Origin of the sequence: Microcoleus sp. A003_D6, assembly GCF_036702825.1 — a bacterium.
In the GTDB taxonomy this organism is placed as follows: Bacteria; Cyanobacteriota; Cyanobacteriia; order Cyanobacteriales; family Microcoleaceae; genus Microcoleus.
Map to the genome: position 1 here is coordinate 12,824 of NZ_JAUBWA010000088.1, position 18,867 is coordinate 31,690.

The window sequence follows — 18,867 nt, forward strand, 5'->3', positions numbered from 1 at the left end:
GCGGCGATCGAGAGTTGGGAGTTTTGAGTTTTAAATTATTCAAAATTCAAAACGCTCGATCGCCAATTTTCCCTAATTTTCTCGGCGCTGCACGAGCTTTCTTATCAAATACCGTTATCAAATACCGAGGGCGTGTTTAGCAGTTTGAATCAAATTCTCAAAAAAAGGTAGAGATACATCGACTTCTCTAGCATCCTTGCGGGAGTTGCCTAACAAACCGATGTTTTGTCCGGGTGCAACAGCCAGAACTTGCCCTTGAGAGTTGCGGATTCTCAATTCCTCGATCGACCCTGCGGGAGATAGACTGCAAGAATAAGTGCGATCGCAGTAATCAAACTCCACTTTTCCAAACACCGGCGGCCTCGAACTAGCAGCACTTGCCGGCAGCCGGACACCCAACAATTCTAACTCAACCGATGTTTTGCCATTAAAACTATTTTCCCGCAATCGGTAAGCAATATCAACCCGCCGAGGCAAAGGAAAATATTCCCCCCAACGCCAAGCAATCCCTTTCACACTAGCCGATACTTTTCCATCTTGAGTTGCAGTTAGTTTAACGTGACCTCCTTTCCCAACAATTTTTTGTTCAGTTATGCAAACATTAGGCGTCCAAAATACAGGAGCCTTATTTTCAATGCCGCAAGGTTCCAGAGCATCAATTTGTCGGTAAAGATCGAGATTAATCTCAGCCAAATCCGCTCGCACGTCTACTGAAACCAGCGGTTTTAAGTGTTCCGGCTGCAAACATTGATTGGCAAAAACTGACAGTTGATTGCGAAATTGTTCGAGATTCTGGGCCGGCATAGAAAAACCGCCCGCCGCTTTGTGTCCGCCAAATTTAGTTAATAAATCCGCGCAAAAATTCAGCCCGTCAAATACATTAAATTCAGGAATTCCCCTCGCCGAACCCCGGATGATATTAGCCGTTTCGCCACCCTCATCCTCAAAAGTACCGATAAAAACAGGTACGCCGTAGCGTTCCACCAACCGAGAAGCTACAATCCCGATCACCCCGTGGTGCCAACCGGGTTGCACGACAACTAAAACCCGTTCCTGCTGCAAGTCGAGATCGCTTTTCTCGCACCAAGCAATCGCTTCCTGCTCAATTTCCTGGCACAACTCCTGCCGGTGCTGATTGATTTGTTCGCACTGAATCGCGTTTTTGAGAGCCAATTCGCGATCGTCCGTCGTCAGCAACTCGATCGCAATTTGAGGGTCAGCCAGCCGCCCCACAGCATTAATCCGCGGCCCCAGCCGAAAACCAATATCTTCAGGCTTTAACGTATTATTAGCTTGACTTTTTGAATTTAAAAGAGGTAAAGTTTCCGCACTTCCCGCCTGTACTCCCGCCACCTGAATCAAAGCTTGAACGCCAGCTAATTGCGAGTGAGGCAACAGCCGCAAACCCCGCTTCACCCAGCGCCGGTTAACTCCAGTCAAAGGCGCTAAATCCGCAATAGTTCCCAAAGTAAATAACTCCAGCAACGGATTGACCAACCCGCCCACTTTATTGAGATCCTGAGCTAAAGTTATAGCCAAGACATAAGCAACGCCTACGCCAGCCAAACCGCGATAAGGCGAAGATTCTGCAATTAATTTCGGGTTGAGAATAGCATCAGCCGGCGGTAGTTTTGGCGGCAAATCGTGGTGGTCTGTAATAATAACTTTAACACCGAGTTCTCGCGCTCTGGCAACGGGGCCGTAGGCTGCAATCCCGTTGTCAACAGTCAAAATCAGAGCCACACCTTCGGCGTGAAATTCTTCTACAATGCGATCGTTAATCCCGTAACCTTCCCGCATCCGGCTGGGAATAGCATAATCCACCTTCGCGCCCAGACTCCTGAGAGCTCGCAGCAACAAAGCCGTGCTCGTCATCCCGTCAGCATCGTAATCGCCGCAAATCGCAATTTTCTGCCCTCCCGAAATCGCCTCCCGCAACAGTTTGACACTCGCAGCCAAATCGGGAAACTCATCCATTGGTGCGGGCAAAACCAGAGATTCCGGTTCGATAAACCCCTGCACTTCTTCAACAGAATCGATGCCCCGATTAATCAGCACCTGTGCCAGCAAGCACGACAAACCGATTTCAGCGGCAAAATGTTCGGCTTGCTGTGGGTGAGGCGAATAAATTTGCCACCGTTGGTTCGGCAATCGGGGAGAATTCGGGGGGACAGATGTCGGTAGCTCTTGCACGGAAGGTTGCGTTTAAAGATACATAACCAATCTTACCGAATTAAGTGCATCAATCAGTCAATCAATTTTAGATTTTAGATTTTAGATAGATCCTAAAGATGAGTTTTTTGGGTAAAATCCAGAGGTTGTTTGTAGCAAAGCTTTTTTCGGAAGCTCTCACCGCACGCAAATAGGGATATCAGCGCCCGATAGAAGTCGTGAAGAGCCCCAAATTTTAGACCAAAGTTCCAACCCCCAGATTGCATCTGTGGAGTCAATCGAAAATCGAAAATCGACTGTGGGAGCAGAAGGCTAATGTAATTTTATGAGGAGACTTGCATGAATGTCGATAAACGGTCTTGGTTTAAAATTGCATTAAAGGTTCGGGGGTCTGTCATTCCTTCAATTTTGCCCCGCATTTTGCTGTGCGGTGGCTTTGGGTTTTTTATTACCCTGCTCCACTTTTTCCAATTGCCAGTTTCCTTGCCATTTTTGTCGAGTATTGTACCGAGTATTTTCCTGGGTTTAATGTTAGTTTTTAGGACAAATACAGCCTACGAAAGATTTTGGGAAGGTCGAAAATCTTGGGGTACTTTAATCAACAACGTCCGCAATTTGGCGCGCCAAATCTGGGTAGCAATTGAGGAAAAAGACCCGCAGGATATAGCCCTCAAAAAGTCAGCCCTGCGCCTGTTACCTGCCTTTGCAGTGGCGCTCAAATTGCACTTGCGGCAAGAATCAGTAAATCCAGAATTGGAGATGTTAATGTCCCCATCACAGTACCAAAAGCTTAAATCGATGAACAATCCGCCGCTAGAAATTACCTTTTGGATTGAGGATTATTTGCACGAGCAGTACCAGCGCAATTGCCTTGATGTCTATCAGTTAACTGCGATGAGTCAGTTGATCAACTCTATGATTGATGTATTAGGTGGCTGCGAGCGGATTTTGAAGACGCCGATCCCTTTGGCTTACACGATTCACCTGAAACAGCTATTGTTGGTTTACTGTTTGGCACTACCATTTCAAATGGTGAATGATTTGACTTGGGGAACCGGCCCTGTTGTGGCTTTAATTAGTTTTACTTTGTTCGGCATCGAAGAAATCGGCATTGAAATAGAAAATCCCTTCGGGTTTGATGCCAATGATTTACCTTTGGACAATATTTGTGCTACCATGCAGCGCAATATAGAGGATTTAATTTCTTTGTCTCCTAGCGTTCACGAGCGCATGAAAGATCGGTAGAGTCATTAGTGATTAGTTATTAAGCTAATCAGCATTTAAATTGCATCTCAAGAAATATTTAAACCATTAGTGGGCAGTTGCTCCGACGCCGCCCGAAATATGCAATTTAAATGTGGAACAGCTTAGTCATTAGTCATTAGTCATTAGTGAACTGTAGGGGCGGGTTCACCAATAACTCTCTCACAGTGCAAACAGATTCAATAAACCCGCCCCCACGACTTTTCGTAACTTTTTTAGTTTTTTTTAAATTAACAATAGTCCGGACAGTTTTCAATCACTAACGGCAGAATGCTGGTTTCAGCCTTCTCAGTGAGGTCAAATGCTAACGGTAGAATGAGGGTTTCAGCCTCGGTCTCAAAAACTGTCCGGAGTATTGAATTAATACCATTTCTAAAAAGTCTTGTTACAAAAGAAGTGTTGGGTGGAGTGAAACGGAGGGTTGTTTCCACGGGCCTGAGTTCGCACGCGGATCTGTGAGATTGTCGATCAAATTTAGGGATTAAAGAATGGCGACACACCCTACGACTACTGTTTCATGAGTTTTGAGAATTGGTATTAGTAGGCGGAATAGATAGAATTACATTTGAGGTTTTGATCGTCCAAAAGCTAGTACCGAAACTATGAAAAGGTGCTTGTCTATAGATGGATAATTATAGTAAGCTGTGGAGCATTTAAACCACTAACGAGACCTGTAGGGTGCGTCAGCTAGAACACTGACGATCGCAAGGGAAACGAGAAAGGGCTGACGCACCCTACAATACTATTTTAAATGCGTAACAGCTTATTCACAAGGGAGAAGAAGTAGAGAATTTATTAGTAAAAATTGGGCAAAATTCCGATATTTACCCCAGATTCGCCGCTTGCTCACTTTGTGAGAAATTCTGGTCAAAGCTGAAAATTATTCGGGGTTCTCTCAAGGCGATAACTTATCAAGAATTAGGGAAGGCGATCATCTGTACTGCATTTAAATTGTATATTTCGGGTGGTGTCGGAGCAACTGCCCACAAGAGTTTAATTATTTTTTTAGATGGAATTTAAATGCTAATTAGCTTAGAGCTTACCACTACTTTTATTGTGCCTCATCTCCCTGAGAAAGGCTATATAGCAGTTCTCCAATGAGTGAGGTACAGATTGGTAATTGGTAATTTGTATAGTTAGCGATCGCACGGGTGGTCATCACCTTGTTTTTTTTACGAAAATACACAGGTTACAGCCGGCAAAATCGGTAAAAAACCCGGTTTCAAGGCGTCTTAATACATCCAGGACTGTAGTAATTGGTAAGAAAGCTAGCGAGTACCTCATCTATATGAGAAAGGCTATAGTTCTTTTTCTGCCAGTGAATATTCAACAGCACTGAATATCTGAAGCAATCTGAAGGCAAATGAAATCAATAATTTGATTGAATAAATCATTCGCCTTCCTTAAGTATATTGTTAGATTTTGCCTTGGGCCTATTTTCATTATATCTTTCGATGTATGTTCTAAATTCGACGTGTAAGGTATCTATCTCCTCTTTTTCCAGTAGTGCCAATGTGGCTACATTCAAATTTTCACAGGCGTCGAAGTAGAGATCTAAATTGTTGTTAAATACTCGAATATTAATCACACGGGCATTCTGTTCAAATCTGTCCAACCAAACAAAACATCGGTCGTGCAAAGAATCAATAGACTTAGGTATTTCCCGAATCAGTCCACAAATTTTAGCTGTTTTTTCTGCCGAAGTACCGTCAATTCGGAGAGTCAAATTAATCCCGAATGAATCTTCTAAGCCAGGATTTTGCGACCAATTTTCGACAATTCCAGTAATCATTTTTGAATTGGGTATCTTTTTGATAGAGTTCCATTTTTCTAGATGAAGCTTTGTACTTCTGAAACCGATTTCTAGAACTTGAATACTACTATCTATTCCCTCCACGAACACTGAGTCACCAGGTCGATATAGATTCTCCGTGTAAATAATGATGGTACAAAACCAGTCATAGATAATGTCCTTAAGCAATAAACCGAGCGTGATTCCCGCTCCACCTAGTAGACCCGTGAGTGCGCCTGCTGAGGCTCCCAACAACACCTCACTAGCTTTTAACACTACGACACTGACTGCCAACGTCTGAAACAGGCGAGGTACGTAGGGTACGAGCAAGTCGTCTAGTTCTGTTTTGGTGTTCAGTGTCAGCTTTCTTAGAATCTCTCCCAACAGTGGAGAGGCACGGTAAACAATATATGCAACAGCAACAATAGCGCTCAGACTAAGAATCTTACCGACCATCTCGCTGACTTGAGGCTTTAGATTCTCTGCCAAAATTAGCTGCACGAGCCCAAGTCCAGCGATGAAAATCAGCCAACCTAATGGTTGCTCCATAATTTCGACTAACTCATCGTCCAGTGTGGTATCCGTTCCGCTAGTAAGATGCTTGATTCTCTGGATGACAATCGAAAAGAACAATCCTCTCAATATCTGTGTGAGCGCGATCGCCGTGACAATGAGAACTATTTTAGTCAGCGGTATGTCTGCAATAGTTAGGCTTGAATTAAAGAGAGTTTCTTGAATCTCTTTCACAAAAATTTCCAGATAACTAAAGGCCTCATTCATAATCAAATTCGCTTGCCAATAAATTACATCTAGGCATGGTTACTCAAGGATTCTGTGGTTTCCCATTCCAGTTTAAATGAATTTGATGTAATTAACACAATCGCTCATTACACGCCTAAAACGGCTCAAGAGCCAAGTTCCTATTTTCCTGATTTGGATATAATTTCCAACTTTATTGTGGTACTTCCGGACTGCAACAACGTTTCCTCCATTTCCAAATAGAGAATCGGATTTTCAGTCAATCTTTCTTCGACAAGCTCAACCCCCAACTTTTGATAGAACTCACTCACATCTTCTTGGGCATTTTCTTGTTCTTGAGAAAAAGGTACGATTTTGATTGGGATATCAATCGTCGGAATCTGACTGAGAACCATTGCAGCTAGCACCATCCCTGCGCCAATCCAACCGCGTACCCCCAGCGTCTCACCTAGCAGCCAAAACGAGAATACTGCCGCAACCGCAGGCTCGAAGGTGTAGACGATCGCCGTCTCTTGGGCGGAAACCCATTGCTGAGCGATCGCGGGTAGCCAAGTGGTGGCAGCGGTAACTAGAGCTAGGTAGAAAATAGGAATAAAGTTACTGGAGTTTGTAGCGATCGCCTCAAGCTGCCCGACCAGTTCGGGGGCTGTCCAGAGGGTTGCCAGCACTGCTACTACCAATATCTGGACTGCGGTAAGCGACAGGGGTCGGTGGCGTGGCGTGACGACTTCAAGCACCATGATATAGGTTGCATAGCAGAGAACGTCGCCTACCATCCAGAGATCGCCGACGCTTAACACTTCCTCTTCCCAGGACATTACCCCAACACCACCCAGAGCAAGTCCGGCGGCGAGGAAAGTCGTAACTAGGATGCGCTGACCGAGTAGCTGTCCCAAGAGCGGTACTAGAATTACGTTCAGGCTAGCCATGAATGCCGCTCGGTTTGCAGAGATAGTCTCAAGTGCGATCCCCTGGGTAGCTAAAGAGCCAAACAGCAGCAGTCCCAAGAGTGCCCCATCGCGGATCGAGCCCTTGTTCAAGTCACGCAAATGTGGGGCAAAAGCCACTGTAGCCAAGGCGCAACGAATGGCGATCAGCGATCCTGGGGAAAGGCTAACGATTGATTCCTTAACGAGGGGGAAGGTTGTACCCCAGAAAATGGTTACGGCAACAAGCAGTAGAATGCCCTGCATATGCTGGAATTGAGCAATGCTTTTCATAGAGTTTCTGGAGTTTATGGAGCCGCTGTGTTTTAGCCAGAGGTTGATATTGCAAGTTCAACTTTTCCAATTCTTTGGAGTAAGGAATGAAAAATAAATAAGGTGACGAATAGAGAAATAGTTTACCTTGGATTAAGGCTTCTGGGGTTGAATTGTGCAAGTTATTTATTTTTCATTCCTAAGTCCCCACAATCCCGCATACAGTTTCTCTGGAGCAACCCCGACGATCCCGCCCGCGAGAACTCCTAGAATGCAGCCAAGCAAGCCCACTGCCGCACCGATGGGTGTGCAGAGCGCGACAGCGAGGAAGAACAGGATTCCTGCCAAGATATCAGAAACCTCTGCTCCCGAACCTAATTGAAGTCTAAGTTGCATATCACGCTGAAGCAGTTGATCGCCAACCAAAACTTCAGCGTGACAACACCAGCCCTACTTGTTTGAGCGATCGACAGGACACCGCTGCGTAGTTGGAATTGTGGATTGCTGATGGAACGGACATCCTTGCGGCTCCGATTCTGTCTTCCAGGGTTCTGGCTGATATAAATAGTTGGGCTTGAGAATGCGATTGTCCAGCTCGATCGGCCCTGCACCAGAGGTGGAGCCGGAGACGGGCGGAATAATCCAACCCCAATCGGCATAGAGTGGGCGACCTAGCTTTTTTTCTCCCTCGAAAAACTTCATGAAGTAGTCGCCCATAGCATGGTGATCGAGCATCCGCACGTTGTGTTTCTTGAAGGAATAGACCTCTTGCAAAATAATAGACCTCTTGCAAAAATAACTAGGACGGGCAAGATGCCCATCCCACAAAATTTTTTTTCTTGTGGAATGGGCCGGAGAGCCCGTTCCAGAATTTGATTAAAAGGATTTTTGCAAGAGGTCTAATTTTGTGCTATTATGGAAAGTTTAGGCAATTTTATAATCTAGCAGGCTGGGCAAGTTTAAGGAGATGCCAATCAACCAAATAATTCAAAGTTTTACCTAAACTTGAGCAAACTCTTAAGGATAACACATATTTTTTTTGCAATAGGTCTAATGTTGGTTGACTGGGTTGAGTTTACAATACTCCCGACTGTACTCCCGACTTTTTTTTAACAATAGTCTGGACAGTTTTTAGGTCGTAGCGTGAAACCCTAGATATTGACTTTGCATGAAGCAAGCGCAAAGTAACCCAAACTGTGATATAGTTTATGGTTGGATGTTGCTGCGGTGGATAGTTGGACTTGCCTTAATATTTTCGGAAGTCTTGTATCAAAACCCCAGCGATTTGTACAAAGTTTTGTGGGTGCTGTTTTGGATGGTTCCGCCGGCTCTTACTCGCCCAGTTTTATCGATACTTTGAGGCGGCAATCTTTATCCATCGGCTGTCTTGTCAAGGACATTATCAATAGTCGCTCCGCTGGCACTTTTGGGTACATTTGCGATCGCAGGTTCGCAATTGCCAATCAATGCTTCCAGAGCTCAGGATGCTTACATCTTGCTTGTCAATCCTAACTTTTTCCTGTGGGCTGCTCTTTTCGCTGGAGTTAGTACAGGTGTCAATCAGGAATCGCTGAATTATGCAATTTTCTGGGCGGCATTGGGCTTTTTCTGCATACCATTTATCGAGCAGACATTTTTCATGAATGCCTTTAGCCGCGACTTATTGAGGGAAACGCTGCGTTCCTCGAAAGTGGCAACAGAAGATGTCAAAAAGCTTTTCCATCAATTGGATACGGATGGCAGTAAGTCCCTCGACAAACAAGAAATTATGGAGCTTTTAGGGATGGTTGAAGATTTAACAACAGGCGAACGGAGTTCGGAAGAAATGAGGAGCTACATCACTGATTATCTTTTCACTATTCTGGACAGCGATAAAAATGGTTCGGTCGATTTAGCTGAGTAATGAAAATTATGTATCAACCTATGGTTTGGTTGTCAACCTTAACGTTGAATAGAACTGCACTAGCGATCGATATGTGAACTAAAAAAAATATTTGTCGGCCAATTTTTGGTAATGGTGACAAATATTTTTTTTCGACAACAGCCTCCAGGTACTCAACGAGGATTGAGTAGGTTTGTCTTACCCTTCTTGAGCTTCCGCAGAAACTCTTCGGTGCCCTCCGGCAGCTTGGGCTAGGGCTGCTGGCTCATGGAAGCATCCGTTTGCAGCAGTATAGTATACTATAGCTGTAGAAGGTTTCTCCAGCTAGAGGGAGTTTCTAGCGTTCAAGAGTATAAATACACACAGATAATCATGAACAGTTAATCAGGAAGGGCAGCCAATGTTAATGCTACTGTTTTATGTAGGGGATAACCTTTACGCGCTTGATAGTTCCCAGGTTGTGGAAGTTATACCCAGAGTTATCCTGAGAAAAACGCACCAAATGCCTGACTATATTGGGGGTATGTTTCAATATCGATCGGCGATCGTACCAGTAATCGATCTGTGCTATTTAATTCGAGGCCAGCCCAGTTGCTCCTACTTGAGCACTCGAATTATCATGGTAAATTATTTTGGGAAGGATAACAGTAAGCGTTGTATCGGGTTGATGGCAGAACGAGTCACGGAAACTTTAAATAAGCCGGATAGTGAGTTGATAGATGTAGCCACACAATTAGATGAAGCTCATGGTTATTTAGGGGAAATGATTATGGATGAGAAGGGGATGATCCAACGCATTAGGTTAGAATCTTTGCTCTCAGATTCGCAGCAACAATATTTATTAGCAGGAAGGAACGATGACAGCAATAATACAAAACCAAATTGAGTCACTCCTAAAAGATCGGATTGGTTGGTCTGCAAGTATCCTTGGATCTAAGGAAATTGGCAGAGCTGTAGAACAACGGATGACAGCCGGAAATTTACCCGACCTGCAAACTTATCTACAGCAATTGCAAATATCAACCGAGGAACTCGAAGCACTGATTGAATTATTAATTGTCCCGGAAACTTGGTTTTTTCGAGATTGGGAACCCTTTATTTTTTTAGAGCGTTACGTCAAATCCGAGTGGTTGCCAACGCAAAGTCACCGCATCTTGCGCGTGCTCAGCGTACCCTGTTCTTCTGGGGAAGAACCTTATTCAATTGCTATGAGCCTGCTCAAGGCAGGTTTGACCCCTAATCAGTTTCAAATTGATGCCGTTGACATTAGCAACTGCTCCTTAGATAAAGCTCGGAAAGCTGTGTATACCCAAAATTCATTTCGGGTAAATAACCTAGAATTTCAGGAACTGTATTTTACTAAATCAGGCAATAAATATCAGTTGTGCGACTTGGTGAAAAACGCCGTGAATTTCCTGCAAGGCAATCTAGTAGATCCAAATTTTATCACAGGTAAAAATCCTTACAATGTAATTTGGTGTCGTAATGTTTTAATTTATTTCGACGATGCAGCTAGAGAAAAAAGTATTCGTAATTTAAACGAATTATTGAAAAATCAAGGGCTACTATTTTTGGGACACGTGGAAAAAATGCAAATATTAGAATCCACTTTTATATCTGTACAACATCCTTTTGCTTTCGCCTACCGAAAGCAAGAAAATTATAACGGCGGTTTAAAAAATGGCGAAAAACTACTGATTAGAAGTCAGCCGTTAATATCTACTGGAGAGGTGAGCTTGTCGCGGCTCGATCGCAAAAATAAATCTCCTCTATTTAGTAGAAAAGATTCTCCAACGATCGCCCGACAAAACAATCCAACAGCCAATCGAGAAACCACACAATTGAAAACCATTCCTTTGAGGGTTCCAGCAACATCTACCAGCGAAATAGCCAACGCTCAAAAATCTAGTCAACTGCCAGCAAGCCACTTGGACACTGCCCGTAAATTAGCCGATGGGGGACAGTTAAGCGCAGCAACGACAATGTGCGAAAATTATCTAAAGCAAAACTCTACCAGTGTTGAAGCTTATATATTGATGGGAGAAATATATCAAGCTAAAGGGCTTGATGTTCAAGCAGAGCAATGCTTCCAAAAAGCGATTTATTTAGAACCCAATAATTATGAGGCACTCCTGCATCTTACTTTACTCGCAGAAAATCGCGGCGATACTGCTAGAGCAGCAGTCCTGCGGCAACGAATCCAACGCGCAAAAATCTTAGGCAAGTAGACATCAGTCACCTAACTTGTTAATATAGCATGGCTGCATATCGCCTATCAACTGACCGACAACTAACAAAAAAAGTGAATAGATGTTTGAAAATATGACTTTGCAAAGGAGGCTCGTTAGCGGATTCCTGTTCATCGGTTCAATTAGACCTCTTGCAAAAATAACTAGGACGGGCAAGATGCCCATCCCACAAAAAACATTTTTCCTTGTGGAACGGGCCGGAGAGCCCGTTCCAAAATTTGATTAAAAGGACTTTTGCAAGAGGTCTATTGTCTTATTGGTGGCTTTAATAGGCTTGAGTGGAAATTACCGCCTGAAAAAAAACATTGACGCCTTCGCCTATGATTCTTTGCCCAGGATCGACAACTTGTGGAAAATAAACAAAGCAAAAACCAAGACACATGGCTCTGAGAAAGTGCTGATTGCTAACGCATTAACTAACGATCGGAGGCAAAAAGAGTTAACCACTATTCAAAACGCAGCGAAGGATATAAACGAAGGATTTAACGCCTGCGAAAAGCTTCCTCGTCAGCCGGAGCAAGATATCACCTACAAAAAAGTTTTGGCAGACTGGGAGAAGTGGAAAGCCGCCAGTCAAGAGTACGTCCAGATTCATGAAAAATATCAGAGATATGGTATCCTCAATCCGAGAAAAATTCAGACTGAGTTGTTGCAACAGGGGTGATGGAAATGGATAAGTTCACGAAAGATGTAGAACAGGGCCTTGAAAATGTCAGTCCGATCGGCGATAAATTAGAGTCGATTATTCAGCCAGTGCAAAACCTCACCCCCCGCTTTCAACAGGTAACTGGCAGCATGGAGGGACAGTCGCAGGGTGCTGAGCAAATCAGCGAGTCAATGGTGCAGCTAAGTGAATCTTCATCGCAAACTGCCCAGTCTTTGCGCGAGATTAACGGTGCGATTAGCCAATTGAATGAAGCAGCACAAGGTTTACGCATGGAAGTCTCTCGTTTTAAAGTGGCAAGTAACTGATTTTAATAGTGTATAATGATGTTAAATGCAGAAAATTACCAAGGATAAATACTAGAATGTTGAACCAAATGAATTTCAAGCAACGCCTACTTCTTACTTATTCAGCCCCCGCTCTATTATTTATAGTTTTAAGCGGCCTAGTATTTACAAGCACTCATCAGACAAGGGAACTTTACGTGCAAACAAGAAGAGCGCGGAATACCGTTCTAGAAACCAATGAAATGATGTTAAGAGCTTCGATGATGGCTCGGCAAATTCGGGGCTATCTACTTGTGGGCAATGCTGAGGGTGCTTTAGAATCTTTTGATAAACAAAAAAATATGTATCAGGAAGCTGCCAAACGCGCCGAAATACTAATTAAAGATAATCCAAATCCACAACAACAAGATAAATTTAGAAATATGCTTCAATTAGAAAGTCAATTTGAAGAGCTGTCGAAGAGAACTTTCCAATTGAAAGATCAAGGTAAGCAACAAGAAGCAGTAACTACATACCTGAAAGAATCGAAAAATAACTTGGGACAATTCGACGTACTAAACCAAGAATTTGCCAAGACTGAAATAGACCAGTTGAACAAAATAAGTGAGCAGGTAGACAAGAATTTTAACTTAATAGAATTATCATCTCTAGCCATTATAGCTATAGCCCTGGTGCTAGCATATCTGATATTCGACCTCACAAATAACTTGACCTCTTTAATTCTTCAAATTCAGCAATCTGGCATTAAAATTACCAGCTCTGCCACCCAAATTGCGGCATCAGGCAAGCAACTAGAGGCAACGATGACTGAACAGGCGGCCTCCACCAGTGAGATGGCTGCCACAGTAAAGGAGATTGCTGCCAGCTCTGGACAACTGGTGAAGACAATGGATGAAGTTGAATACACATCGGCAGCGACGGCTCAGGGGACGGGTGAGAGCCAACAAGACCTGATCCACATGGAAAAAACTATGCGTATTTTAGCGGAGGCCACTAATACCATTTCATCAAAGCTGGGAACTATTAGCGATAAAGCTAACAGCATTAATAGCATTGTCACCACGATCACAAAAGTAGCGGATCAAACCAATTTGCTCTCACTCAATGCGGCAATTGAAGCAGAAAAAGCCGGAGAGTACGGAACGGGATTTGCTGTGGTTGCCCGTGAAATTCGCCGCCTCGCTGACCAAACAGCAGTCGCTACCTTAGACATCGAAACTATGGTAAAAGAGATGCAAGGTGCAGTTTCCACAGGGGTGATGGAAATGGATAAATTTACCAAAGATGTAGAACGGGGTGTAGAGGATGTTCGTACTATCGGCGGTAAATTAGATTCGATTATTGGGCAGGTGCAAACCCTAACCCCCCGTTTTCAACAGGTGAGTAACAGCATGGAAGGACAGTCAGAGGGGGCACAGCAAATCAGTCAAGGCATGGTGCAATTGAGTGAAGCTTCTTCGCAAACGACTCAATCTCTACGCGAGATCAACAGTGCGATTAGGGAATTGAACGAAACGGCACAAGGCTTACGCCAGCGCATCTCTGGTTATAAAGTCGGTTAGAGTTGATGATTTATAGTAAACTACGTTGGAATGGGACTTATGAGCAATGATTGCTGGAACAAAATAGGAGTTGAGGGCGATCGCTCCTGCGAACAACTAAAAACAGTAATTCATTGTCGGAATTGCCCCGTTTATTCTGCCGCCGGACGCAGTTTATTAGAAAGGGAAGCACCCCCAGAGTATGTAAAAGAGTGGACTGAGGTACTAGCAAAAACTCCGTCCGATCATTCTCTAGCACAAACTAACGGGGCGATCGTGGTTTCTGGAGAAACCATATCAGTCATGATATTTCTGCTAGGCGGCGAATGGTTAGCTTTACCAGTACGGTTGCTTCAGGAAGTGACAGAACCCTGTGTAATGCATACTCTACCCCACCGCAACAACGAACTGTTTATGGGTTTGGTCAACATTAGAGGAGAAATTCTCATGTGCGTTTCCCTCAGCCATCTCCTTGACTTAGAAGATCGCGCTAACTCTTCAGATCGTGCCAGTTCTGTTGCTGCTGCTAAACGCATGATAGTTATGGCAAGTGGAGACAATCGCTGGGTTTTTATCGTGGACGAAGTTTGCGGTCTTCATCGCTTCCCGCTCAGGGAATTAGAAAATACACCTGTAGTGATTTCAAAAGCCTCAGAAACTTATACAAAAGGGGTGGTTCGCTGGCAGGGGCATAAGGTTAATTACATAGATTCTGATTTATTATTTTACACCTTAAACAAAAGAATCTTATGACAGATCAGAGGGAGGATACGATGAGCGAAATCACGATGCTAGATGTATTCCGGCAGGAAGTCGAAACCCAAGCCGCCATACTAAATCAGGGGCTTCTATCTCTGGAAAGCGAACCCCAGTCTCGGCAAATACTAGAGTCATTGATGCGTGTCGCTAATGCAATTCAAGGAACCGCTCGGCTCGTCGAAATCGATGAGGCTATTAATCTGACTCAGAGCATAGAGAGCTGCCTTGATAACGCTCAAAAGCAAAGCTTTACTCTGGGTGCGCGTGAGATTGACGTGCTGCTGCAATCTGTGAATTTACTCCTAAACATTAGCCGAGTCAAGGAAGACGATTTAGATAGTTGGCTTTCAGAAAATCAAGAGATCATCGAAACTGTTACCAACAGTGTTGATACCTTAGTGACACCAGGATCTGTATCAGTTACTCAGCCAAGGGTAGAGTTGAAAAGCTGGCAGGCAAAGCCAGAAACTCCTACTGTAGAGGTAAGCTTAGAAGATGATTTAAACAGCCCCAAAATATCGGTTGCGCCCAACCAATCTCCTAGAGATTTGAACTCGCTTGCTCGTGAAGCAGTGACCAGCGAGGTGTCGCCAACCACGATCGCAAACAGTCAAGATTATCCAGAATCAGATGAGATGTCAAGCATCGGCGACACCTCAATGTTGGAGTTATTCAAGCTGGAAGTAGACGCCCAGGCAGCTATTTTAAGTGAGGGACTCTTAGCCCTGGAAAGCCAACCAGGGTCTCCCAAAGTCTTAGAGTCGTTAATGCGATCCGCCCATTCCGTTAAAGGAGCTGCCCGCATCGTGGCCCTCGATGCTGCGGTTAATTTGGCTCACGTTATGGAGGATTGTTTTGTAGCAGCACAGAACCAAAAAATTACCCTAGAAGCCGATGGAGTTGATGTACTGCTACATGGAGTCGATCTGCTGCTAAACATCAGTCAGCAAGGGCAAAGTTGGGTTAAAGAAAATCGGGACGATGTGGAAACTACCAGATCGGAAATTTCTGCTCTGCTGACACCGGGTTCTGCACCAGTTAAAAGAGCCGAAATCTTGCCCTCAAATCAGGAAACTCAGGCAGAATCTGCTCCTGTGCAAAAACAGGAAATCGTGCTCAGCGCTCCCGGTACTATCCAAACACAACCAAATGGTCAGAATAACTTAGGTGAAACTCAATCAATTGTTAAGCAAACATCTAGCGATGTAGAGCAAGTCAAACCGGGAGCAGAACAGGGAGGGGCCTCTAGCGATCGCGTTGTACGAGTAAGCGCCGACAACTTAAATCGGATCATGGGTTTGGCTGGCGAATCTTTGATCGAAGCAAATTGGCTTCAGCCGTTTGCCGATTCCCTGACGATCCTCAAAAAACGCCAACTAGAATTATCTAAAATTTTAGATAATTTTCAGCAAACTCTGGCAGCCCACCACAATCAAGAAGCCACAAACTATTTAGAAGCAGCCCGCGCAAAGGAACGAGAATGTCGGCAGATTTTGAGTGATCGCCTGATCGAACTAGAATTATATGCCCGTCGCACCGGCAGTCTGAGCGATCGCCTCTACCAGGAAGTAATTCAATCTAATATGCGTCCCTTCGCCGATGGGGTACAGGGGTTTCCTCGGATGATGCGCGATTTAGCCAGGAAGCTGAATAAGCAAGTAAAATTTGAAGTTTTCGGCAAAGGCACGCCAGTCGATCGGGATATTATCAAAAAACTGGAAGCCCCCCTCACCCACATTTTGCGTAACTCCATCGATCACGGCTTGGAGCTTCCCGAAGAGCGCCTCGCCACCGGCAAACCAGCAGAAGGAACCGTGCGGCTAGAAGCAGCCCATAGAGGCGGAATGTTATCGATTACCATCACTGATGATGGTAGAGGAATTAACTTTGACTGGCTGCGCGGAAAAATTATTAATAAGAACCTGGCCACCCTGGAAATAGTAGCTCAGCTTAGCGAAAGCGAACTGATGGAATTTCTGTTTTTACCAGGATTTTCGACAGCCAAACAAGTCACCGAAATTTCCGGTCGCGGCGTGGGTTTAGATATCGCGAAAAGTATGGCGCACGAAGTTGGCGGCACCGTGCGAGCTAGTTCTAATCCAGGAAAAGGTACGACTTTTAACTTTCAATTACCCTTGACGCTATCCGTCGTTCGCACCCTGTTAGTAGAAATATCTGGCGAACCCTATGCCTTTCCTCTGGCACGGATTGAGCAAATTGTCAATGTGGACAAACAAGAGATTGCCTCAGTGGAAAATCGCCAATATTTCACTATGAACAATAAGAATATCGGCTTAGTAGCTGCCTATCAAGTATTAGAATTGAAGCAACCTCCGCCCCATTCCGACACTTTGTCTGTCGTCGTCATCAGCGAACAATCAGACTATTACGGACTGGTGGTCGATCGCTTTTTGGGCGAACACGATTTGGTGGTAAGACCGTTAGATCCCCGATTGGGTAAAGTTCAGGATATTAGTGCTGCTGCTTTGATGGGCGACGGTTCTCCTATCCTGATTGTCGATGCTTCTGACTTGATGCGTTCTGTCGATAATCTGCTTAATGACAGCCATATATTGAACCGTGTTGTTAGCAGTGCCGATCGGACTCTGGCAGACAGTCGCAAGACTATTCTGGTGGTGGATGATTCTATTACAGTTCGAGAAATGGAACGCAAATTGTTGCAAAACAAAGGTTACAAAGTTGATGTTGCAGTGGATGGAATGGAAGGTTGGCACGCAGTTTCCACAAATCACTACGATTTGGTAGTTAGTGATGTTGATATGCCCCGCATGAACGGAATCGAGTTTACCAGTAAGATCAAAAACAATCCCAAGCTGAGTTCGATTCCGGTGATTATTGTATCCTACAAAGACCGCGAAGAAGACCGCCTGCGCGGCTTAGACGCTGGAGCTAATTATTACTTAACAAAAGCAAGTTTTCAGGACGATACTTTAGTCAACGCCGTGTACGATTTGATTGGTCATTAGTCATTCATATACCAATTAAGTAGAAGGAAAGAAGGAAGAAGGAGGAAGACATACACAGTCAGCTTTTTAGCTGGTATTTTACGTTTAATTAGGTGGATGTACTTGCCAATTGCCAATTACCAATTACCAATTACCAATTACCAATTACCAATTACCAATCATATGAGAATCGCAATTGTAAACGACATGGTGATGGCAGTAGAGACGCTACGGCGCGTCTTGATGACAGTCAAAGACTATCAAGTGGCTTGGGTAGCACGCGATGGTGCTGAAGCAGTTACCAAATGCGCCGAGGATACCCCTGATCTGATTCTGATGGATTTGATCATGCCAGTCATGGATGGGGTAGAGGCAACTCGCCACATCATGAAGAATTCTCCCTGCGCTATTGTGGTAGTAACGGCTAGCGTGGAAAAAAATGGGTCTAAAGTGTTTGAAGCAATGGGATATGGAGCGTTAGATGCTGTCAGCACGCCTGTTTTGGGGGCTAGCGGCAACCCAGAAGCTGCCACAGCTTTGCTTGCGAAAATCGTGATAATTGGTAAACTAATTGGCAAATCCGGTGCAACTTCTAAATCTAGAACCCATACCCAAAGCCCTCAATCTATATTCTCACCCCTCGCCTCTCGCATTCCTCCCCTAGTCGCGATCGGCTCTTCTACTGGAGGCCCAAATGCTCTGGCAAAGATTCTTTCTCGCTTACCAGCAAGCTTTGGTGCAGCAATAGCGATCGTCCAGCACGTAGATGCACAGTTTACTCCCAGTTTGGTAGAATGGCTAAACGAACAAACACCCCTCACCGTAGAGCTAGCATCCGAAGGAAGTCGCTTGGAAGTAGGAAAAGTATTAATTGCCGGGACAAACGATCACCTGTCATTGCAACCGAATTTTAGCTTAAGTTATACAAAAAACCCGATTGATTATCCCTATCGTCCTTCGGTTGATGTGTTTTTCAAAAGTGTCGCTCATTACTGGCATCGCCAAGGAACTGCTGTGTTACTAACAGGTATGGGTCGAGATGGAGCGGAAGGGCTCAGTTTGTTACGCGAAAAGGGATGGCATACGATCGCCCAAAATCAGGCGAGTTGTGTGGTTTATGGGATGCCCAAGGCAGCAGTAGAGCTTGGTGCGGCGGCGGAGATTTTACCGCTGGATGCGATCGCTTCTACTCTAATTGACAGATTAGCAATGAGCCGTTAACTAATTCTTACTTTTTATAAAAAAAGTTCGGCAAGGGGAAAACTCATCGGCTTTAGCCATGAGATGTAAGCGGCACGGGCGGTTTTAACCGCCGTGAATCTTTCTTAATTCTT

The 18,867-nt window shown here is 44.5% G+C and carries 15 protein-coding genes; 10 read left to right on the forward strand and 5 right to left on the reverse strand.

All coding sequences use genetic code 11. From position 1 onward, the window contains the following. Window positions 1–117: 117 nt before the first annotated feature. Complete coding sequence (gene recJ, locus QUB70_RS22165; RefSeq protein ID WP_332983472.1) at window positions 118–2,193, reverse strand: single-stranded-DNA-specific exonuclease RecJ; 2,076 nt, start codon at window positions 2,191–2,193, stop codon at window positions 118–120. Between the two features lie 318 nt (window positions 2,194–2,511). Between recJ and QUB70_RS22170 the strand changes: the two genes are divergently transcribed. After that, window positions 2,512–3,417, forward strand: a complete 906-nt coding sequence (locus QUB70_RS22170) for a bestrophin family protein (protein ID WP_332983473.1) — start codon at window positions 2,512–2,514, stop codon at window positions 3,415–3,417. A 1,408-nt stretch (window positions 3,418–4,825) separates the two neighbouring features. Here QUB70_RS22170 and QUB70_RS22175 read toward each other — a convergent pair. The 4 genes from QUB70_RS22175 to QUB70_RS22190 form a co-directional block, all read right to left on the reverse strand. Beyond that, a complete protein-coding gene (locus QUB70_RS22175) occupies window positions 4,826–6,007 on the reverse strand; it encodes a mechanosensitive ion channel family protein (RefSeq protein ID WP_332983474.1) in 1,182 nt (393 codons plus the stop codon). Between the two features lie 140 nt (window positions 6,008–6,147). Beyond that, window positions 6,148–7,206, reverse strand: coding sequence for a DMT family transporter (locus QUB70_RS22180; protein ID WP_332983475.1), 1,059 nt, complete (start codon window positions 7,204–7,206; stop codon window positions 6,148–6,150). A gap of 165 nt (window positions 7,207–7,371) precedes the next feature. After that, entirely contained in the window at window positions 7,372–7,581 is a 210-nt protein-coding gene (locus QUB70_RS22185) for an urea transporter (protein ID WP_332983476.1), read from the reverse strand. A 54-nt stretch (window positions 7,582–7,635) separates the two neighbouring features. Beyond that, window positions 7,636–7,959 (reverse strand): nitric oxide synthase oxygenase, encoded by a 324-nt coding sequence (locus tag QUB70_RS22190; RefSeq protein ID WP_332983477.1) that lies wholly within the window; start codon window positions 7,957–7,959, stop codon window positions 7,636–7,638. 613 nt (window positions 7,960–8,572) lie between these two features. Between QUB70_RS22190 and QUB70_RS22195 the strand changes: the two genes are divergently transcribed. The 9 genes from QUB70_RS22195 (at window position 8,573) to QUB70_RS22235 (ending at window position 18,754) form a co-directional block, all read left to right on the forward strand. Further along, window positions 8,573–9,088: an EF-hand domain-containing protein gene (locus tag QUB70_RS22195; protein ID WP_332983479.1), complete on the forward strand. Its 516-nt coding sequence runs from the start codon at window positions 8,573–8,575 to the stop codon at window positions 9,086–9,088. 385 nt (window positions 9,089–9,473) lie between these two features. Next, window positions 9,474–9,953, forward strand: a complete 480-nt coding sequence (locus QUB70_RS22200) for a chemotaxis protein CheW (RefSeq protein WP_332983490.1) — start codon at window positions 9,474–9,476, stop codon at window positions 9,951–9,953. Then, a complete protein-coding gene (locus QUB70_RS22205; RefSeq protein WP_332983481.1) occupies window positions 9,925–11,295 on the forward strand; it encodes a CheR family methyltransferase in 1,371 nt (456 codons plus the stop codon). The genes QUB70_RS22200 and QUB70_RS22205 overlap by 29 nt, the downstream gene beginning before the upstream one ends. A gap of 280 nt (window positions 11,296–11,575) precedes the next feature. Then, window positions 11,576–11,980: an MCP four helix bundle domain-containing protein gene (locus QUB70_RS22210; protein WP_332983482.1), complete on the forward strand. Its 405-nt coding sequence runs from the start codon at window positions 11,576–11,578 to the stop codon at window positions 11,978–11,980. Window positions 11,981–11,985: 5 nt separating this feature from the next. Further along, a complete protein-coding gene (locus QUB70_RS22215; protein WP_332983484.1) occupies window positions 11,986–12,288 on the forward strand; it encodes a methyl-accepting chemotaxis protein in 303 nt (100 codons plus the stop codon). 68 nt (window positions 12,289–12,356) lie between these two features. Then, entirely contained in the window at window positions 12,357–13,829 is a 1,473-nt protein-coding gene (locus QUB70_RS22220; RefSeq protein ID WP_332983486.1) for a methyl-accepting chemotaxis protein, read from the forward strand. A gap of 39 nt (window positions 13,830–13,868) precedes the next feature. Continuing rightward, entirely contained in the window at window positions 13,869–14,561 is a 693-nt protein-coding gene (locus QUB70_RS22225; protein WP_332983487.1) for a chemotaxis protein CheW, read from the forward strand. Further along, on the forward strand, window positions 14,558–17,554 hold the full coding sequence (locus QUB70_RS22230; protein WP_332983488.1) for a hybrid sensor histidine kinase/response regulator: 2,997 nt from the start codon (window positions 14,558–14,560) through the stop codon (window positions 17,552–17,554). The genes QUB70_RS22225 and QUB70_RS22230 overlap by 4 nt, the downstream gene beginning before the upstream one ends. 96 nt (window positions 17,555–17,650) lie before the next feature. Next, the gene (locus QUB70_RS22235) at window positions 17,651–18,754 is read left to right on the forward strand and encodes a chemotaxis response regulator protein-glutamate methylesterase (RefSeq protein ID WP_332983489.1); all 1,104 of its coding nucleotides are present in this window, start codon (window positions 17,651–17,653) and stop codon (window positions 18,752–18,754) included. Window positions 18,755–18,867: the final 113 nt, after the last annotated feature.